The sequence below is a fragment of the Chryseobacterium sp. GP-SGM7 genome (genome assembly GCF_049166575.1).
Taxonomy (GTDB): Bacteria; Bacteroidota; Bacteroidia; order Flavobacteriales; family Weeksellaceae; genus Chryseobacterium.
On record NZ_JBMHFF010000001.1, the window covers coordinates 248,193 to 268,268 of the forward strand.

Below are 20,076 nucleotides of genomic sequence, written 5' to 3' on the forward strand. Positions count from 1 at the left end.
AAACTTACTATAGCCAACTTCTATCACAACAATCATCTTTGTGGCACAATATTTCCTCTAAAAACGCAAATAAATAAACTTATGAAAAATGCAAACATTATCGGTCTAGACGAAGCCGATTGCAAAAACATTTCTGAAAAACTAAATCTATTATTAGCCAATTACTCTGTATTTTATCAAAACACAAGAGGATCTCACTGGAATATTAAAGGAGAGCAATTCTTCACATTACACCCGAAATTCGAAGAACTTTATAACAGTTTAGTTTTGAAAATTGACGAAATTGCCGAAAGAATTCTTACACTTGGCGCAACTCCTGCTCACAATTACTCAGATTATTTAACGGTTTCTACAATTAAAGAAAGCAAAGAAGTAAGCGACGGAAACAAAAGCGTTGAAATTATTTTAAATTCTTTCAAAATAGTTATCGATTTACAAAGAGAACTTTTAGACATTACGGAAAAAGCCGGAGACGAAGGAACCAACTCTCAGATGAGCGATTATATTACCGAACAGGAAAAAGAAGTCTGGATGTACAATTCTTACCTTGGCAAATAATAATACCACTTCGAAAATTTATATTATTGTAAAAATCGTCTTACATTTAGACGATTTTTATTTTTAAATAATTAAATTTGTGTTAAAATTACACAATCATGAAAAATATTACGCCCAATTCTATTCTCGATAACGATTTCTATAAAATTACCATGCAGAATGCAGTGGTAAAATTGTTTCCAAGTCAAACTGTAAAATACGAATTTATTAACCGCGGAAAACATCATTTTCCGGAAGGCTTCGATCATGCTTTAAAAGAAATTGTCAACAAAATGGCAGAACTGAAACTTACCAAAGATGAGAAAAAGTTTTTAGCTAAAACCTGTCCGTATTTAGATTTGCCTTATTTAGATTTTCTCGAAGGTTATCATTATGATCCGTCTGAAGTGAAAATTGTACAGACCGGCAACGATCTTTCTGTTACCGTAGAAGGACTTTGGTACAGAACGATTCTTTGGGAAGTTCCGTTATTGGCATTAATAAGCGAACTTCATTACGAAATGAATCACATGGAAAGAGATTCCAACGAAATCGTGATGGCCAAAACACTCGAAAAAGCTGACTCTTTAAATAAATTAGGCGTTACTTTCGCAGAATTTGGAACCCGAAGAAGACATTCCCACAAAGTACAAAATCTTGTGATGGAAGCTTTGACGCAGAAAAAAGATTCTACTTTTATAGGAAGTTCCAATGTACATTTTGCAATGAAATATAATGTGAAACCAATCGGAACACACGCTCATGAATGGTTTATGTTTCACGGAGCAGAATTTGGATTTAAAATGGCAAACGAATTAGCCCTTGAACATTGGGTCGATGTCTATCGCGGAGATCTTGGAGTGGCACTTTCCGACACTTACACCACAGACGTTTTCTTTCAGCAGTTTGATAAGAAATTCGCAAAGCTGTTTGACGGAGTGCGTCATGACAGTGGTGATCCTCTGGAATTTGCAGACAAAACAATTGCGCATTATCAACGTCACGGAATAAATCCTTTATTCAAATACATTATTTTTTCTGATGCTTTAAATCTTGAAAAAGTAGAAGAAATCACTAATTATTGCAAAGGAAAAATAGGTGTTTCATTTGGAATAGGAACTAATTTAACCAATGACGTAGGTTTAAAACCGATGAATATCGTAATGAAATTAATCGGCGTACAGGCTATAAACAAAGAATGGATTCCTACGGTAAAACTTTCCGATGAACACGGAAAATACACCGGCGATCCTAAAATGATCGAATTGGCAAAAGAATTTTTAAGAATCAAAGACTAAAAACATATAATAAAAATGAAAAATTTATTTCTGATTAGCGGAGTTATCTTTACTTTAATTTCCTGCTCGATACAAACAAAAGCGCAAAACGGCAAATCTGGAAAAGATGGAGTTTCTTCAAATTCTAAGCTTTCTTTCAACCAAAAATTGGCCGATTCTTTAGGCGCAGACAAATACGGAATGAAACCTTATGTTATCGTCATGCTCACATCCGGAACTGTAAAAATTGATGATCAAGAAAAAAAGCAGAACTGATGAAAGGCCATATGGAAAACATCGGTAAACTTGCCAAAGAAGGAAAAATTACAGTTGCCGGTCCTTTTTTAGAAAAAAATCAGCGTGATTATCGCGGAATGTTTATTTTTAATACCAAATCAAAAGAAGAAGCCGAAACCTGGGTAAAGACCGACCCCGCTGTTGCTGCCGGAATTTTCAATTATGAAATTTTCTCTTGGTACGGTTCTGCAGCTTTACCTTTGTATTTAAAACATCATGATGAAATTGCAAAAGAAAACCCTTAGAAATTATTGAAAGATGCATGAGTACACTTCTATTTATGGATATATAAAAATTGACAGAGACTATGAAAAGTCAGCTAATTTCATACGTGATATTGGAAAAGATGAAAGCTACCCATTCATTAATACAAATATGTTTAGTCTGGGCGACTCCGAAATACCTTATTATTATGAAAATCATATTTTCGGTTTTGCAGCAACATATAAATATTTTGGTTTAGACTTAGATGATTGGAATAGATTCATATTAAAAATAGAAAATATTCTTAGAAATATTGATTTTGAAAATGCTCAGTTTCATGTTGAAAGTTCCATAGGCGATTACACTTTGTACTGGGAATCTCTTAAAAAGAACTTTTATTCCGAAGAAAAAGAAAATGATAAATTCGTTCAACTCACTAAGACGGACGAATGGTATTTTGGATTTGGTAAAAGAAGCGTTTTTATTGGAGATTTAGATGACACTCATATTTTTCAGGAGTTTGAAGATTTAAGAAATTTATCCGGATTTAATTTCAAATATCCAGTTCCAAAAATTTAACCTCGCGATCTGTAAGGTTTTCTTATCTTTAATTTAAAACTAAACCAAATGAAAACCATCGAAGAAGTTCTGAAAAAATTAGACGAAATAATCGCCTGGAGCAAAGCAAACCAAAGTCCGGTAGGATATTTTGCGTGTACTTACAGAATTATGACTGCTCAGGTTTTGAAAGGAATTCAGCAGAAAAAATTTGAAGACAACCCAAGAATGATTTTGCTTGATATTGCTTTTGCAAGCCGCTATCTCAATGCATGGGAAAATTATTCTAAAGGTAAAAAATGCAGCAATTCGTGGTATTTAGCATTTGAAGCGACAAAAAATAAAAACCTTTTGATTCTTCAGCATATTTTTCTTGGGATGAATGCACATATCAATTTAGATCTGGGAATTTCCGCTGCATCGATTATGCCTTACCGAAAAATCAATCCGTTGAAAACTGATTTTGAAAGAATCAATTCTGTGATTTCGTCGATCAATCAAAATGTTCAGGATTCCTTAAATAAAATCTGTTATCCCGTCAATCTCATTGACCAACTTTCCAACGGAAAAGACAATGCAATATTGGATTTTGCGATTTCAAAAGCGAGAGATACTTCGTGGGCAACCGCAGTTATTTCATCAAATACACCAAATTTCTTAAAAGATTCAGTGATCAATATTGTAGATTACGCCGCAGCGAAAGTTGCTTCACAGATTTTAAATCCGAAATTACTTTCATCAGCTTTAGCAAAAGAATTGAAGAAATGCGAAAGCAATGATGTCGTGAAAAATATTGAGATTTTAGAAAAGACGAAAACAATATAGTTATTATTTAATTTTTGAGCCTCACAGGTTTTCAAAACCTGTGAGGTTTCTTTGAGAAAAAAATTTCTAAAACTATTCATCGTTTTGTATTTTTGAAAAATGGAAATCACTTATCTGATCATTGGTTGTCTTATTGGAGGAATTTTAGGTTCTGTTTTGATTTATTTATATCTCAAATCATCCTCAGTTTCCAGAAATTCTTATGACGAATTAAATCATTTAAACATCAAATCCAATGCAGATTTAGAAAATCTGAATCTCAAAATCCAGGATTTAGAACACAATATCAAACTTGAAAAAGAAAACAATCTTCAGCAATCTGATCTTTTGAATGATTTAAAAAATGAATTTGCCAAAGTTTCCGCTGAAAACAGTTTTTTAAAAGCCCAGAAAGACGAATTAAAAAAAATTCAGGAAGAAGGAAAATTACAGTTCGAAAATTTAGCCAATAAAATTTTAGAAGAAAAAACTGAAAAATTCACCGCCTTAAATCAAAACAACCTCAAAAATATTTTAGAACCTTTTCAAGAAAAAATTACTGATCTTAAAAACCGTGTGAATGAAGCTTATGAAAAGGAAAATAAAGAACGTTTTTCTTTGGGCGAAAGAGTGAAAGAACTCGCTTTATTAAATCAACAAATATCAGAAGATGCCAAAAGACTGACGAAAGCATTAAAAGGCGAAAGCAAAACACAGGGAAATTGGGGCGAGATGATCCTCGAAAGTATTCTGGAAAAATCCGGATTGGTAAAGGGAAGAGAATATTTTCTGGAACACGAACTTAAAGATGAAAACAACAAAGCTTTATTTTCCGAATTTTCGGGTAAAAAAATGCGTCCGGATGCAGTGGTAAAATATCCTGATGAAAGAAATGTAATTGTTGATTCTAAAGTTTCTTTAACTGCATTTACGGAATTAGTGGATGAGACCGATCCTGAAATTTATCAGATAAAAATCAATCAGCATTTATCTTCTATAAAAAATCACATCAATCAACTCAGTCAAAAAGCGTACGACGATTACGGAAAATCTCTGGATTTTGTAATGATGTTTATTCCGAGCGAACCTGCTTATATCGCAGCAATGCAAGCCGATCAAAATCTTTGGAATTTTGCTTATGACAGAAGAATTTTACTGTTAAACCCAAGTAACCTGATTACTTCTCTGAAATTGATTGCCGATCTTTGGAAAAGAGAATACCAAAACAGAAATTCGCTGGAAATTGCAGAACGTGGCGCTAAATTATATGATAAATTTGCAGGTTTCGTAGAAAATCTTGAGAAAGTAGGCAAAAATATTGATCAGGCAAAAAACGTTTACAATGATGCATTTAAACAGCTCTCAACCGGAAACGACAACCTTATTTCCCAAACTCAGAAACTAAAATCACTAGGAATTAAAAATAAAAAAGAACTTCCGCAAGGTCTTACAAATGGTATAAATGATGATTTATGATTGATAAATGATTTTTAACAATTATTTTTGCATCAATTATCACTTATTACTCATCAATCATGATTATCGAGAGTTTCCAGAACGAAAAGATAAAACACATTACAAAACTTCTTACCGATAACCGTTTTCGAAAAAAATCGGGTGTTTTTGTTGTGGAAGGACAGCAGGAGAACGAAAGAGCACAGAAATATCATTTTCAGCCGCTTGAGTTTTATATCTGTGAAAATATTTTCAAAGGAAAACTTCCGGAAGAGAAAACACATTTGGTCAGCGAAAAAGTTTATGAAAAAATTGCCTATCGCGAAACCTCAGAAGGAATAATCGGAGTTTACAAAACCAAAGAATCAGGTTTAAATGATTTTACCCCTGAAAAAGACTCTACGATAATCATTGTAGAGGGCGTTGAAAAACCCGGAAATTTAGGAGCAATCTTGAGAAGCTGTGAAGCATTTGGAATTGATGCTTTAATTGTTGCAGACGGAAAAACAGATTTTTATAATCCAAATGTAATACGATCAAGTGTAGGTTGCCTTTTTGGTATGTCCGTTTTTCAGGCAGAAAATAAAGATGTTTATGAATTCTTACAGAAAAATGAATTTAATATATACACAACGATAATGGATGAAACGTCTGAAGATCTCTATAAAAGAGATTTCAAAAAACGTTCAGCAGTAATATTTGGAACCGAACATTCCGGGTTAAGTGATTTTTGGTATGAAAAAGGAAAAAATACTTTGATCCCAATGAGCGGAAGCATAGACTCTTTAAACCTGAGCAATGCCGTTGCGATTACCTGCTATGAAACACTGAAGCAGAAAAAGTCTTAAAAAGTCTTAAAAATATTCAAAGTTTTAAACATAAAAAAACCGTCTCACTGAGTGAAACGGTTCTTTTATCTTAAGTCAGAGCTGATTAGTGCTTAGCCTCTTCTTTCTTAACTTCTCCTTTGATTTCTTCTTTAGCAACTTTAGCGTCAGCTTTTACTGAATCAACAGCTACAGCAGCGTTAGTTTTGATAGAATCAACAGCAGCGTTTTTAGTAGAATCGATAGCGTTAACTGTAGAATCTTCTTTAACTTCTAAAGAATCAGTTGAAGTTGTAGGTTCACCTTTCTTACAAGCAACTAAAGAGATTGCAGCGATAGCAGCTACGAATAATGACTTTTTCATAATAAATTAAATTTAATTTGTTAATATTGTTTTTTAAATCTTTTTCTCTGTTCGGTTATTTGAACAAGACAAAGGTATAGCAGAAGTAAAATTTGTTTATGAAAAATAATTGTAATAACTTTGTAAAATCGTTTTACAAATAAACAAATCTGATAATCAACATTTTAACTACTTTTTTAAAGAGTGACCGATTTAGACATCTTACATTTTGAGCAACTCAAAAAGGACGTTCAAGCTCAATATCTGAAAGAATACAACCCTTCCTATGATGAAATTTCAAAATGGAAGGGAATAGATATTATATATTTCCAGGAAGACCTTAGAAAAAAAGCGAAAGGCAACATCAGTGAAAAGTCTTTTTACACTTATTTCAAATCCTCTCCGGTTTCCAAATTACCTCGTATTGATATGCTTAATTTATTGAGTATCTATGCAGGTTATGATTCATGGTATGACTTTAAAAAGAACCATCTTTTTGCAGGAGAATTATTGACGGATGACAGAGATCTGAATGATGAAGAAATGAAAGCACTTGAAAAAACGGTTTCGAGTGCTTTAAATTTACATACAACGGAGGAACAACCTAAAAAACAAGAATCTGATGCAGAAGAAAATTCTGTTTTACAAATAATAGATACTGAAAATCAAACCATTGAACAAAAAACAATAAATCTAAAAACCAGTGAAAAAGCACAGCAAAAGCCCACAAAAAAGAGCTTTCAAAGAGCTGCCTGGATTGCTGCAACTTCAGTTTTTGTTATTTTGCTGGGACTTTTAGGTTTTAAAGACGAAATTTTCCAGAAAACGTACACCTATCATTTTACGGATGCAGACAGAAATCTCGGTGTACAAAGTGATATTGAAATAAAAGTTATCAAAGAAAATGAATCTCCTATATTATACAGAATAAAGCCGGGGCAACCTTTTATCTACTCTTCCAGAGATAAAGCACTGAAGATGAAGATCAGCTCTGCAGTTTATGAGAATCTGGAGGTAAACAGAAATCTCGAAAATGCTCCTGAAGATGAAACTATTGAGCTAAAACCTGATGATTATAAGATGGCTCTTTATTATTTCTCTATGAAAGATATCAACGGAGAAAATTCTGAGGAGTTAATTAAACAAAAAAGAAAACAATTAGAAAATCTTATCAGCAATGAAGCCGTTATTACCCAGGTTTATGACAGCGACATTTACGGGTTAGAATCACTCGACAAACAAAAATACATAACTCTAGTAACCACACCGACTACTGCCTTAAAAAATCTTAACGTAATTGAAATGAAAAAAGAAAAAGGCAAAATAGTATCAATTAAATTCAAAATATCGACCCATGAAAACAATAAATAAACTTGGGATTTTCATCCTATTGATGGGCTTATTGACTTCTTGCGTGAAAAAAGAAGAACCTACCGTAAGTGATCTTGAAAAATTAAGAACCAGCAACAATACAAAGTCATATCCGGCTGTGCAGATGGACAGTGCTCAAGTCATAAAAGACATCACCACTCAGAAAGTACAGCAATTACTCGAACTTTCTACGCTCTATCTTTCAGGAAATAAAAACACAGAGATTGACAATACAATTTACTCCCAAATGCAGGGATATTTCCATAATCCTGATAGTTTAACGCTTAAGCCTTTGTTTAGAGAATTAGACAGTTTAAAAGTAAAAACAGTTAAGGTTAATAATCTGCAGGTTTACAAGGAAGTACAGAATCAGGATACATTGGATCTTGCTAAATTCAATGTAGAATATTTCGACAATAAAAATAAGCCCATCGGAACTTTTGAAAGAAATGCACGCTATACTTTAATTTCAAAAGAAAAGAAAGAGTTTAAGTTTTATTTTCTCAGCATTTATTCTAAACCTAAAAAAGACACCACATCTGTTGGTGTAACCAGATAATCTAAGGGAATATCATTTTCCCAAATATCATCAATTATAAATTCGGGGTTAAAATAATTAACTCCGATTTTTTTTGTTTTTTCAGAAACATTTTCAAAGAAATGATCGTAAAAACCTTTTCCGTAACCTACCCTGTTTCCTTTAAAATCGCAATATAATAACGGAGTGATCACATAATCAAAATCTGCTGTTTCGGAATTTTCATTAGAAATTGGTTCAGAAATTCCCCAATTATTTACTTCAAATTTTGAATCTGTAAAAATTTCGACCGAAATCAATTTTGTGTCAATAATTTTAGGAACAAAAACCTGAATTTTTCGGCTTAAAAAATAGTCTATAAAAAGCTGAGTTCGTATTTCGTTAAACTTTTCAATCGGAATAAAAATATGTACTTTCTGCCCGGAAATTGGTTTAAAATAATCGATGAAATTTTTAAAAATCTTTTCTGAAAGCGAAAAAACCTCATCGGATGATAAAGTATTTCGTTTTTGCAGATATAATTTTCTGATTTCAGATTTTTTCATTTTCAAATTTAAAAAAAGTTGCGCTCCTGAGAAACGCAACTTTGTAATTTTGAGGGTAAATAAATCCAATTTACCTGAATATATTTTAATTCTAAAGAATTTTATACATTTTATCTGACAAACGTACTCTGAAAGGAATCTCAAAAGTAATCTGATCACCGATTTTTGCCGTCTCAACGGTAGTTCCGTTTACATGAAGCTCAGTAATTACAAATTCCTGTTCTCCGGTTGTAGGTCCAGAAATTACAACTTTATCACCAACAGAAAGTTCTTTATTTTCAATTAAAAACTGCCCGATTTTAGATTTTGTGTAATAATGTTCAACTTTTCCAACCAAAACTTTTTTAATCTTAATTTTCTGACGGATATCTTTCGTTTCAGCTTTTGCCAAAGTCTGAGTTGATGCATCTCCTGATTTTTTAAATGTCAAAGCATCAGATTTACCTTTTCGGAAAACTTTATTTCCTACCTGTAAACCTTTTCTTAATCTCAATTGCTCTTCAACAGGCAAATGTATGATTTCTAAACATTCCGTAGAACACGTATTTTCCATTGCGGCTTTACAATCATCACATTGGATAAACAAAAGATGACAAGCATCGTTTGCGCAGTTTGTATGATTATCGCAAGGTTTTCCGCACTGATGGCATTTTGAGATAATATCGTCTGTAATTCTCTCTCCTAAACGATGATCGAATACGAAGTTTTTCCCGATGAATTTACTTTCAATATTTTCTTCTTTAATTTGACGGGTATATTCAATAATTCCGCCTTCCAGCTGGAAAACATTTTTAAAACCCTGATGTTTAAAGTAAGCGCTTGCTTTTTCACAACGGATTCCGCCTGTGCAATACATCAATAGATTTTTATCTTCTTTAAAATCCTGTAATTGTTCGTTGATAATCGGTAAACTTTCTCTGAAGTTTTCTACATCGGGAGTAATTGCTCCTTCAAAATGCCCCACTTCACTTTCATAATGATTTCTGAAGTCTACTACGATCGTATTGGGATCTTCCAACATATTATTGAATTCCCGGGCTTTTAAATGAACTCCTTTATTGGTAACATCAAAGGTTTCGTCATTTAAACCATCGGCAACAATTTTATTTCTAACTTTTATTGTTAATTTTAAAAAAGAGTGATTATCCTGCTCTACTGCCACATTTAAACGAATGCCTTTCATAAAATCATAAACTTCTAAAGTTTCACGGAAAGCTTCGAAATTTTCTGCGGGAATACTCATTTGAGCATTAATTCCTTCTTTGGCAACATAAATACGGCCAAGTGCATCAAGTGCATTCCAGGCTATAAATAAATCGTTACGAAATTTTTGGGGGTCTGAAAGATTGGCATACGCATAGAAAGACAATGTAAGACGTTCCTTACCGGCTTCATCAATAAGTTGAGCTCTTTCTTCTGCGCTTAAGGTGTTATACAGTTGCATGCTATAAACGTTTTAAGTGAGAAAATATTTTTTGCAAAGATAAGTAAATTTTAAAATGACTTTCGCATGACATCAAACACATTTTGACAGTTCTTTTAGGAAGACATTTAACCTTTTGGCACTTTCTACAATCTATAACTATGACATTTTGTCTTTAATAATTTTTTAAGCAGTGTTAAACTACGCGTAAAATTATTACATAAACTATAAAATGGCATAATTGTCGTTAAATTTTAGTTAAAAATGAAACACTTAAGATTATTTACATACTTATTTAGCATTAAATTTGTGTAAGATAAAAAAACAACAATTAAACAAACAAAGAAGACATACAATGAAGAGTACATTTAAAAAACTATTACCATTTGCCGTAGTTGGAGTGCTTTCAGGGGCAACAACGGTCGGCGTACAACAATACTTAGGTCACGATTCTAACAGCGGAGACCAATCGTATTTTACAAAATCGAACAATGCATCTTTTGTAGGCATGAATACCGCAAATGTGGGTGACGATTTCGTAAAAGCATCAAAAACAACTGTTCCGGCAGTGGTGACGATTAAAAATTATCAAAACAGAGCGACAAGCAGAGCATCAGAACAGGATTTATTTGAACATTTCTTTGGAAATCCTTTCGGAGACAGAGGTCAGCAAAGACAACAGCAACAAGCACCGGACAATATGCCTTCTGGTTTAGGTTCAGGGGTAATTATTTCGCCGGACGGATATATTATTTCAAACAATCACGTTGTGGCAGGAGCCAATAAGCTTGAAGTAGTTTTAAGCAATAAAAAATCTTACATCGCAACTTTGGTAGGAACTGATCCCAATACAGATATTTCTCTGCTAAAAATTGAAGAAAAAGGATTGCCATATTTGAACTTTGCGAATTCTGATAATGTTGAAGTAGGACAATGGGTTTTAGCAGTGGGTAATCCACTTGGATTAAATTCAACAGTAACAGCGGGAATTATTTCTGCCAAAGGAAGAGGAATCGGAATTTTGAGCGGTCAAGGAAAAGCCACCAATCCGATTGAAAGTTTTATACAGACTGATGCAGCGATTAATCCAGGAAACTCCGGAGGAGCTTTGGTGAATGTAAACGGAGATTTAATTGGAATTAATTCTGCAATTTCTTCTACAAACGGATATTATCAAGGATATGGTTTTGCCGTTCCTGCAAATTTGGCAAGAAAAATCATTGAAGATATTAAGAAATTTGGTATCGTACAGAGAGGTTTCTTGGGGGTAACTTCTATCGATTTATCAAATGATCAACTGGTTGCAGCATACAATAAAGATAAAAAAACAAATCTTAAAGCAGGATCCGGAGTTTACGTTACAGGATTCTCCACGAGTAGCGGCGCTGAAGATGCAGGTCTTAAAATTGGCGACATCATTACGAAAGTAGATGGTACAGATATTACAGATTTTGCAGACTTATCCATATCAATCGGAAGCAAAAGACCGGGAGATAAAGTACAGCTAACCTATTCTAGAAATGGTAAAGAAACAACTACAACTGTAACCTTAAAAGATCAGAAAGGCGGAACTTCGGCAAGAACAAAAGCTGACCTAAGCGTCACCGAAAAAATTGGAGCAGAATTCCAGAGCCTGGATGACAGAACTAAATCTTATTACGGTCTTACCAGCGGAATCGTTGCCAAAAATGTTATCGAAGGAAGCGAAATGGCTAAAGCCGGAATTGTTGATAATTACATTATTACAGATATAAACGGAAAACCGGTGAATTCTCAAAAAGATGTAGAAAATATCTTAGGTAAATTCTCAGGAACTGTTCAGATAAAATATATGGACGACTACGGTAGAAATTATACAAGAGGATTTAAAATGCCTTAATAGTAATTGAAACAAATGAAAAACGCTGCAACTCTGCAGCGTTTTTTATTCTTTGAAATGAAATTTTATTTCCTATTCATTTTCTCAGCAATTCTTTTCTTTTTCTTTCTTTCATAAATTACCTCAACGATCTTCCCGCCCATCCATGCAAACGGAAAAAAGACCAGGAAAATTGAAATTTTATAAAATGTAGGATGATAAGGAAGAATAATAACATCAAGCATTGCAATAAACAACATGATGAAACCAATAAGAATGGCATAAGCTACTTTAGCATATTTTACAATTATGGCGGTAACAACACCTCCAACTGTAGTTCCTAGTCCTGAAATAAACAGCAAAAACCCGAAGAACGCATCGTTGTTTCTCATGCTTTCTAAAAATTTCTGCCAATGCTCAAAAGGAGCGAATGCTTCAAAAGTAACCCATTTAGGAAATGCTCTTATACCAAGGGTAATAATAAGACCCGCAATAGCAAGACCTACCAAAACAGCAAATGTATTTCTTATGAAACTCATTAATCCTGGTGTGCAATCATAGAAATTTCGATATCCACATTCTTTGGCAAACAAGAAACCTGTACTGTTTCACGAGCCGGGAAGCTTTCTGCATCAAGATAAGATGCGTAAATATCATTCATTACTGCAAAATCATCCATACTTTTAAGGAAAATACTCGCTTTTACAACATTTTTAAATGTCATCCCGGCTTCTGTAAGAATTGCTTCGAGATTTTTCATTACCTGATGCGTTTCTTTTTCTATCCCTTCTACCAACTTACCTGTTGCAGGATCTACAGGGATTTGTCCTGAGATATACAGAACACCGTTTGCAAGATTTGCCTGAGAATAGGGTCCGATTGCCGCAGGAGCATTTACTGTGTTGATTATTTTTTTCATGTATAGATTTATTTACTTTGGGTGCAAAGATAAAATTTAAATTGTAAAATCAATATGACTTTAGAAAGGAGCATTAGGCTGAGTAAAACTTCTGTCTTTATATTTCAATGCATCACTCAGAATATTGGCTTTAATTCCGATAAAGAAATCATACACTTTGTACTGCCCGAAAGGAACCCAGTTAAAATTGATCGTAAAACTTCGCTGATCTCTGGAGAAACCAATTCTTGTATATGCCAATTCTTTTGAAACCATATCGTAATGCGTACTTCCGTTGATATTCCAGTAAGGAGTTAGTTTAAGACTTCCGTCTAAACCGATCGAAGCCATTTTGGTGGCTGTTCTGGAGAGATTTCGGGAGTATTGGTAATTTGCATTAACATTTAACGTCCAGGCCTGTTCGAAACGGGCGTAATTATCATCATCGAAGAAATAATTTTCATTTCGAATCTCTCCTTTTTGCGAATAAGTTTTGGCGTAATCTTTTTTCTCACCAAATAATTCATTGCTTAAGGGGTAAGAAACCTGCATATTGAAACCCTGTACACTGAAAGAACCAAAATCTTCAGTTCTGATTCCTGTATCAGAACCCGGAGCAAACAGAATTTTGTAAGGATCAATCGTTAAACTCGTATTTACGCTTAGTTTATTATCAAAAAAAGAAGATTGTCCGTTCACAGAAATAATTGACCAGGGATGGTCTTTTGCCGCAAAATTGTAGTTTCCGCTTATGTTCAAAGATTCAAACAATTTCATTTTTTTCACACCGGTAGAATCGCTTTTAGACCTTACTTTCATCTCGACGTTATTTCCGATGCTGTAACTTAATGCACCGACCATTCCTGTAGAAGGTGTTCCTACAATTCCCTGATCGAAAATAGAATACGGAGTTAAAGCACCATTCGCATTATAATAATTTCGGGTGTAACCAAACTGAGAACCTCCAAAATCCGGTGAATACGTGAAACCAATACTTGGTGTAACCATGTGTCTTATTGCTTCAATTGCGGATCCTTTTTTGAAATTTGTCTGCCCATAAAGCTGAGTCTGCACACTTGCTGTAGTAGAAAAAGTACTGTAACCTGCTATTTTCTTATTAAACTGATCTACCTCAATATTGATGATCGGATCATAATATTTGGTAAGCGTTTTGGTCGTTAAAGCATTATCAATTGTTGCTCCTAAACTAAAAGTAAAAAACTTTGCAAACGTGGTGTTGGTTCCTAATGCAATATTATTTTTCAAGCCGGTCTGCAATTTATCCCACATTGCATTGGTGAACAATTCATTAGATTTAGCAACTACGGAATTGGTTAAATTCAAACCTGTATTAACGGTAATATTTTCCAGCAATCCAGATCTTACGCCGGTTTTAGATTTAAATAAATAAAACTGATTAATCGCAATGTTCATTTGAGGCAAACGCAAACTTGCACTTCCATCTGCAAAATTCTGAGAATATGAAGCCGTACTTGTAATCGTTGCAGGAAGCCTTAAAAATCTTTTAGTCAATGCAAGCGTTGAGTTTTGTTGTGTTCTCAATACACTCTGATCCAAAATATAATTATTGTTTACCGTATTGTTATAGAATGTCTGGCTCGTCATATCCACTGAAGCCGAAAACGTAAGAAATGGGTTTGCTTTTGCATCCTGAGTGTGTCTCCAGGCAATTCTGTAGGTTCCTGTTTTTGAATAATTGCTTAAACCCTTAATTCCACGAATCGTAGTTCCAATATCGGCTGAAAAATTACCTGTATATCTGTATTTTTTAAGATAATTTACTTCCGGTCGTAAATTCCAGCTTCCTTTTGTATAAATGTCTGCAAGAACTTTCATATCAAAATGCTCTCCAATTGGTTGATAATAACCAATTCCGTTCAGAAAGAAACCAACGTCTTCTCTTTCCCCAAAACTCGGAATCAAAATACCTGCAGATCTTTTACTTGAAAAAGGTAAAATCGCAAACGGCATTACCAAAGGTGTGGGAACATCTTCAATATACATTTGCGCAGGACCAACAATTAAAGTTGAACTCTCCTTTCCTTTCTGCATTTTAATATAAGATGCCAATAGGTGATAATCGGGTCTTTTATCTTTCTTATCGATGTAATAAGTATCTGTCGTAAATTCTGCGTGTCGCATTACAAAAACAGAATCATTGTACTTTTTGGTTTTGTCGGCTACAATTAAACCTTCACTTTCTTCTGTTCTTGCATTGTAAGCGATTGCCTCTCTGGTTTTAGTATTGTAGCTAAAACTTTCTACTTCATACTTTTTGCCACCCTGATTTACCTGAGCCCACTCAAATACTTTCCCTAGAGAATCCAGCTTTCCGCGGGCAAAAAAAATATTTCGCTCTTCATCGATGGAGATATAATCTGCATCAATCTGCATATCCTGATATTTTACCTGAGCATTTTTGTTCAGATAAATCATTTTTTTCGGTACATCTCTGCGAATATCATCAGCTTTGTAATCTAAAACATCCTCCAGAGATTCTTTTGCTGCAACTGTGGTATCCTTTTTGGAAATGGTATCATTAATTATCGTAGCTTTAATTGGTCTTTTAGGACTTTCCTGTGCTAAAAAACTGTTAAAAATTAGGATAATTAAAATTTGTAATATATTTTTGAAGACGGTTTTGTCCAATTTTATTCTGTATAATTTGGCTCAAAATTAATATAATTTTTAAAACTGTAAGATGTACAAACTAAATTTTAAAACAATTTTAGCATTTCTCCTTATATTCTCTTCCACATTTATCTTCGCTCAAAAAAAATTCACGGTCGTTTTGGATGCAGGACACGGAGGAAGCGACAACGGAGCCAACCGAAATTATCCGGATCTCGGTCTCGTTCAGGAGAAGTACGTTACTTTGGGAATTGTTCTTAAATTGGGAGCGATGCTTGAAAAAAATAAAGATTTTAAAGTAATCTATACCAGAAAAATTGATGAATACCCTTCATTAACCGACAGAACAAATACGGCAAACCGAAGTAAAGCAGATTTATTTATTTCAGTGCACGTCAATTCTTCGCCAAGCAGATCTGCAACAGCAAGAGGAACGGAAACATTCGTACAGGGGCCGGCTCAGAACAGAGAAAATCTTGAAGTCGCTAAGCAGGAAAACAGCGTAATTTATCTGGATGAAAAAGATAAAGAAACCTTTGCTTCTTATGATGCTTCTTCCCCCGAATCTTTAATCGCCTTAAAACTTCAGCAAAGTAAATACCTTGAGAACAGCTTAATTGTCGGAAGCTTCGTGGAAGGAAATTTCGAAAAGAGCGGACGTTTTTCGAGAGGTGTAAAACAGGAAAACCTTCACATTTTAAGAAGAAGTGCAATGCCTTCAGTTTTAATTGAAACAGGATTTGTAAATAACTATGACGATGCAGCCTTCTTAAATTCTGAAAAAGGACAGGAAGAAACCGCCGAAAATATTTATAAAGCTATTATTGACTATAAAAAAGCGGTTGACAGAAAAGCAGGAACGCCTCTTATTGTTAAAAAAGCTGAGCCGGAAAAACCTGCAGAAGTTGCTTTGAAAAATGATTTCAGAATCTTACTGATGACAATGCCTGTAAAATACAACGATGGAGATCCCGAATTGAGAGGTTTAAACTATATTTTACCCATTAAAGAAAACGGATTGTACAAATACTATTATGGAGTTACCAATATGGCGTCTGTAAAAGACATTAACCTGAAAACTGCCAAAGATGCTGGTTTCAGAAATTCTTACGCAGTAGGATTCATGCCAAATCAGAAACTGAGTATTGGATATTACAACATCGAAGTGTATGTAGGAAAAGATAAATTGAGCAGCAATTCGTTTATTCTTCAGACATTAAAAGATGTAGAGAGAAACAAATCAAACGGAATGTTCTATTACACGTACGGAAAAGTTTACACCCTGGAAGATGCCGTAAAACTTCAGAAAGAACTGGAAGGCAAAGGAATAAAAAACACCGTTATTCAGAAAAATTTTAAATAGACTCTGTAATTTTGAATTTTAAAAGTTTATTAATACTTTTGCAAACTCAAAATTTGGTCTATTCGTCTAGTGGTCAGGACTCAAGGTTTTCATCCTTGCAACAGGAGTTCGATTCTCCTATAGACTACCAAACTACATGATTCAATCCCTGATCAATACAAGGTTCAGGGATTTTTTTATTACAAAAGTCAACGGTATCTCCACGAATTTTAAAAGAACGCCTCTACACGCTTTGTACAGAGCGAATTTCAAAAATCTTTTTTTGTTCATTAAAATTTTTATTTCCTTTCTTTAACTTTTGTTTTTTACAACTTAACAGCTTCAAGATTTATAAATTTCGGAAACCAAAAAGAGACTGCTTTTGATTAAGACTGTCTCTTTATGTTAAGAATAAACTAAAAATTACTTGTTATTACTCAAATGTATCAACTATTTTCCTCTACAAATTTTTTAAAGTCTTGTAAAAACTTAATAAAAACATTATGTTCTAAATCTAAATCCTGCTTTTTAGACTTTTCTCCTGCCCTTTGTTTCATAAGGTCTACGAAGAAAACTCCATATTTATTGCTTCGGAAGAAAACATCTTCATTTTGCCAATCAAAAGACTCGTCAGGTTCTTTGTCTTTGCTTTGCTCTACACCATCAGTTAAACTTTGAATTTTTTGTGGAGTCCAACTTGAATCTCTAAAATTGTTAAGGACATAATATTTTTCTTCTTGAATTTCAATATTAAAATATTTTGATTTAGAGATTTGAAATGTTTTAAAATTATATTTCATAAGGATTGATTTAATATTAATTAATTTTCGGATATGCATTCATAATATTTCCTGCATCATCAACTTCAATCAAAATATCAAATCCGACTGTTGATTCCGACTGAAATTGATTGAATTTATGATTGGGATTTCTTGGTAGCTGTCCCTTTCCTTTCGCTACAGTATTTTCATACACATATGCTATTTCCTCCTGTATTCTTTTAAGATCCCAATTTTTGGGAAACATGGATGATTCAGCATTTTTTACCAAATAACCATCTTTGTATTTAATGCTGATTTTAGCTTTAAAAGGTACATCATCTGCCAATTGTGTCATAGAATAAACTCCTTCAGGGTCTAATATTTTCTCTACATCAATAATTCCGTCAAGAATAGCCGAACCTCTATGCCCTCCTTGCGAAACCAAAAATTCATCAAGATATTTAAACCCAGAAGGTTGCATACGTTCAAGCAAACTTGTATTAAATTCTCCGTCTAAATGATTGAAAAAACCTTTATCAAATTTACTGAGCCACCTTCCAAAAGCCAATTTACGCAATCCTTCTACATCATCTGTTAATTCATAGAATTTTTTCTTCAAATAATTACCTAAATTCCCACTTTTTACTGCTTCTACTAATTCTAAAAATTCCTTTTTTAACCATTTCCACAGGTCTGCCAATGAATTACCAATTTTCTTACCTATGTTTTTAGAAAAATTTATCGCTTTTCCTAATTTTGCTGATTTTTGAGATACTCTGCTAATTTTACCTGCTGCCTGTGCTATTTTTTCAGAGATTTTTCCAGCAAGAGATGCGCCTCCTGTAAAATAGGCAATAATAGCATCCAAAATAAGTTCAAAAGCAATAGCACCTACAAAGTATGCCCAAAAATAGTCATTAAGCTCTGAAAATTTCTTTTTTAGCATGTCAGTAAATTGTGAAATCTCTTTCCAAATTTTACCTTTGCTAAAAATATTTTTAATCCCACTAAGAAACTCTTTTGAGTTTTCAGCAAATAAATCTTCAAAATCTTCAATAAACTCTAACTTTTCTTGATGTTTTGTAAGTTCTATGGGGCTTAATTTCTCCATATCTAAAAAAGGAAGGTTGTCAGTAATCATTGCTAATAACATAATTACTGTTTGAGCCAATGAAATAAGACCGTTAATTAATCCACATAAAAAAGCATTGATTTTTGCTACTTCCTGATTTATTTTTTCTCCTATAAACGCTCCAATCCCAGAAATGACATTTAAAACATCCGTAAAGAATGATTTGAGTTTATTATATACATTTTTAATACTTTCAGGGATATTATCTTCTATGAAATTCTTTAAATAGAAGACTACAGCAAAGAAAATATCGTCTGCTATTGTTGGGGTTGCTTTAACAACAGTTGAAACTATTGCTAGTGAGATTTCATCAAAATAATCTACAAAATCTTTGAGCTTGTTAAATCCTTCACTTGCTATTTCAGAAGCATTCTGCATAGTTTTGTATTCTCTGGCAGAAATAGGAACATGAATGATGGGCTTATATTTTGCTTCTTGTTTCTGAAATCCACTTGTACCAAATTTATTTTGATATGTACTGTACATAGGTAATACAAAATACTTCTCGTAATCATAATTTTCTTCCGTAAATTTCCAAGTTTCAACAGTTTCGATACCTCCTCTAAGCCAATCAGCCAATTGATTATTTAAAGAAAAAACCTTTTTAAAGGCTTCATTGAGTTTGCTTTGTTCTGCAACCTCCAAATAAATTGCTCCTTTTAGAATTGTCTCATCTATTCTTTTCTCATTTGCCAATACCTTTATTAGATTATCAAAACCATTGACAGTATAATCATGCAAAGTACCTCTGAAATTTACATTTTGGTCAATGTTTGATATTCTTTTGAAGAAATCTTTTGCACCTTTACCCATTTTCACACGGCAAGCTGTACCAAAGAAATTGCTTTTTTCAAGTGTATCTTCTTCATAAAAGACCTTAAACTCTTTATCTTCAATATTATCTTTCTCGTATCTGTAAAATACTTCAACTCCACTTTTACACAATATAAAAGTATATTTAATTCCTTCTGTTTCATTCGTTTCTGGGATTTTACCGAAATCTTCGGGAGGAACAACAAATGTTTCAAAGAATACACTTCTTTTCCCGTAAGGATTGTCGAGATTCCTGCTCAACACATACTCTAATCTTTGCATCATAACAGTGAATTTTAATTATTATGAGCCAAATGTAGATACGAGTAGCGACAAAACTTGACGGGTTACATCTTAATCTTGTTTCAATTTTGTTTTTCCAAACTTCAAGCCCAATAGTATGTTTAATTTATTGTAAATAAATACATTGTTTTGAGCAGA

20 protein-coding genes and 1 tRNA gene are annotated in these 20,076 nt (G+C 33.4%); 13 read left to right on the forward strand and 8 right to left on the reverse strand.

Going from position 1 to position 20,076, the window contains the following annotated elements; all coding sequences use genetic code 11:
* Window positions 1-81: 81 nt before the first annotated feature.
* The 8 genes from ACOOWA_RS01180 (at window position 82) to ACOOWA_RS01215 (ending at window position 5,980) form a co-directional block, all read left to right on the forward strand.
* Complete coding sequence (locus ACOOWA_RS01180; protein ID WP_421372696.1) at window positions 82-558, forward strand: Dps family protein; 477 nt, start codon at window positions 82-84, stop codon at window positions 556-558.
* Window positions 559-656: 98 nt separating this feature from the next.
* Entirely contained in the window at window positions 657-1,835 is a 1,179-nt protein-coding gene (pncB, locus tag ACOOWA_RS01185; protein WP_421372697.1) for a nicotinate phosphoribosyltransferase, read from the forward strand.
* 15 nt (window positions 1,836-1,850) lie between these two features.
* Window positions 1,851-2,090 (forward strand): hypothetical protein, encoded by a 240-nt coding sequence (locus tag ACOOWA_RS01190; protein WP_421372698.1) that lies wholly within the window; start codon window positions 1,851-1,853, stop codon window positions 2,088-2,090.
* Window positions 2,090-2,356 (forward strand): YciI family protein, encoded by a 267-nt coding sequence (locus ACOOWA_RS01195; protein ID WP_421372700.1) that lies wholly within the window; start codon window positions 2,090-2,092, stop codon window positions 2,354-2,356. Before ACOOWA_RS01190 ends, ACOOWA_RS01195 begins: the two co-directional genes overlap by 1 nt.
* 13 nt (window positions 2,357-2,369) lie before the next feature.
* The gene (locus tag ACOOWA_RS01200; protein ID WP_421372702.1) at window positions 2,370-2,894 is read left to right on the forward strand and encodes a hypothetical protein; all 525 of its coding nucleotides are present in this window, start codon (window positions 2,370-2,372) and stop codon (window positions 2,892-2,894) included.
* 48 nt (window positions 2,895-2,942) lie between these two features.
* Window positions 2,943-3,698, forward strand: coding sequence for a DUF5995 family protein (locus ACOOWA_RS01205; protein WP_421372703.1), 756 nt, complete (start codon window positions 2,943-2,945; stop codon window positions 3,696-3,698).
* Between the two features lie 99 nt (window positions 3,699-3,797).
* Window positions 3,798-5,153 carry a DNA recombination protein RmuC gene (rmuC, locus tag ACOOWA_RS01210; protein WP_421372704.1) on the forward strand — a complete coding sequence of 452 codons (1,356 nt, stop codon included), beginning with the start codon at window positions 3,798-3,800 and terminating at the stop codon, window positions 5,151-5,153.
* Window positions 5,154-5,212: 59 nt separating this feature from the next.
* Complete coding sequence (locus tag ACOOWA_RS01215) at window positions 5,213-5,980, forward strand: TrmH family RNA methyltransferase (RefSeq protein ID WP_421372705.1); 768 nt, start codon at window positions 5,213-5,215, stop codon at window positions 5,978-5,980.
* Between the two features lie 85 nt (window positions 5,981-6,065).
* On the opposite strand, the gene ACOOWA_RS01220 is transcribed toward ACOOWA_RS01215, so the two are convergent.
* Complete coding sequence (locus ACOOWA_RS01220) at window positions 6,066-6,323, reverse strand: hypothetical protein (protein ID WP_421372706.1); 258 nt, start codon at window positions 6,321-6,323, stop codon at window positions 6,066-6,068.
* Window positions 6,324-6,506: 183 nt separating this feature from the next.
* On the opposite strand from ACOOWA_RS01220, the gene ACOOWA_RS01225 reads away from it, so the two are divergent.
* Both ACOOWA_RS01225 and ACOOWA_RS01230 read left to right on the forward strand, forming a co-directional pair.
* Window positions 6,507-7,673 carry a hypothetical protein gene (locus ACOOWA_RS01225; protein ID WP_421372708.1) on the forward strand — a complete coding sequence of 389 codons (1,167 nt, stop codon included), beginning with the start codon at window positions 6,507-6,509 and terminating at the stop codon, window positions 7,671-7,673.
* Window positions 7,657-8,232 (forward strand): hypothetical protein, encoded by a 576-nt coding sequence (locus tag ACOOWA_RS01230; RefSeq protein WP_421372709.1) that lies wholly within the window; start codon window positions 7,657-7,659, stop codon window positions 8,230-8,232. The genes ACOOWA_RS01225 and ACOOWA_RS01230 overlap by 17 nt, the downstream gene beginning before the upstream one ends.
* Here the strand turns inward: ACOOWA_RS01230 and ACOOWA_RS01235 are convergent.
* Window positions 8,184-8,756: a 5-formyltetrahydrofolate cyclo-ligase gene (locus tag ACOOWA_RS01235; protein WP_421372710.1), complete on the reverse strand. Its 573-nt coding sequence runs from the start codon at window positions 8,754-8,756 to the stop codon at window positions 8,184-8,186. The two genes, ACOOWA_RS01230 and ACOOWA_RS01235, sit on opposite strands and share 49 nt — an antisense overlap.
* Window positions 8,757-8,847: 91 nt before the next feature.
* Window positions 8,848-10,200: a rhodanese-related sulfurtransferase gene (locus ACOOWA_RS01240; protein ID WP_421372712.1), complete on the reverse strand. Its 1,353-nt coding sequence runs from the start codon at window positions 10,198-10,200 to the stop codon at window positions 8,848-8,850.
* A gap of 334 nt (window positions 10,201-10,534) precedes the next feature.
* Between ACOOWA_RS01240 and ACOOWA_RS01245 the strand changes: the two genes are divergently transcribed.
* Window positions 10,535-12,058 (forward strand): trypsin-like peptidase domain-containing protein, encoded by a 1,524-nt coding sequence (locus ACOOWA_RS01245; RefSeq protein WP_421372714.1) that lies wholly within the window; start codon window positions 10,535-10,537, stop codon window positions 12,056-12,058.
* A 65-nt stretch (window positions 12,059-12,123) separates the two neighbouring features.
* On the opposite strand, the gene ACOOWA_RS01250 is transcribed toward ACOOWA_RS01245, so the two are convergent.
* The 3 genes from ACOOWA_RS01250 to ACOOWA_RS01260 are packed head-to-tail and all read right to left on the reverse strand — an operon-like array spanning window position 12,124 to window position 15,605.
* Window positions 12,124-12,576, reverse strand: a complete 453-nt coding sequence (locus ACOOWA_RS01250; RefSeq protein ID WP_421372715.1) for a hypothetical protein — start codon at window positions 12,574-12,576, stop codon at window positions 12,124-12,126.
* The gene (locus ACOOWA_RS01255) at window positions 12,576-12,956 is read right to left on the reverse strand and encodes a RidA family protein (RefSeq protein ID WP_089754687.1); all 381 of its coding nucleotides are present in this window, start codon (window positions 12,954-12,956) and stop codon (window positions 12,576-12,578) included. The genes ACOOWA_RS01250 and ACOOWA_RS01255 overlap by 1 nt, the downstream gene beginning before the upstream one ends.
* A 60-nt stretch (window positions 12,957-13,016) precedes the next feature.
* Window positions 13,017-15,605 (reverse strand): putative LPS assembly protein LptD, encoded by a 2,589-nt coding sequence (locus ACOOWA_RS01260; protein ID WP_421372717.1) that lies wholly within the window; start codon window positions 15,603-15,605, stop codon window positions 13,017-13,019.
* Between the two features lie 52 nt (window positions 15,606-15,657).
* Here ACOOWA_RS01260 and ACOOWA_RS01265 point away from each other — a divergent pair, with 52 nt between their 5' ends.
* A complete protein-coding gene (locus ACOOWA_RS01265) occupies window positions 15,658-16,950 on the forward strand; it encodes an N-acetylmuramoyl-L-alanine amidase family protein (protein WP_421372719.1) in 1,293 nt (430 codons plus the stop codon).
* A 55-nt stretch (window positions 16,951-17,005) separates the two neighbouring features.
* Window positions 17,006-17,080 (forward strand) — tRNA-Glu (locus tag ACOOWA_RS01270).
* Between the two features lie 295 nt (window positions 17,081-17,375).
* On the opposite strand, the gene ACOOWA_RS01275 is transcribed toward ACOOWA_RS01270, so the two are convergent.
* Complete coding sequence (locus ACOOWA_RS01275; protein WP_421372720.1) at window positions 17,376-17,729, reverse strand: hypothetical protein; 354 nt, start codon at window positions 17,727-17,729, stop codon at window positions 17,376-17,378.
* A 16-nt stretch (window positions 17,730-17,745) separates the two neighbouring features.
* Window positions 17,746-19,920: an EndoU domain-containing protein gene (locus ACOOWA_RS01280; protein ID WP_421372721.1), complete on the reverse strand. Its 2,175-nt coding sequence runs from the start codon at window positions 19,918-19,920 to the stop codon at window positions 17,746-17,748.
* Window positions 19,921-20,076 lie beyond the last annotated feature (156 nt).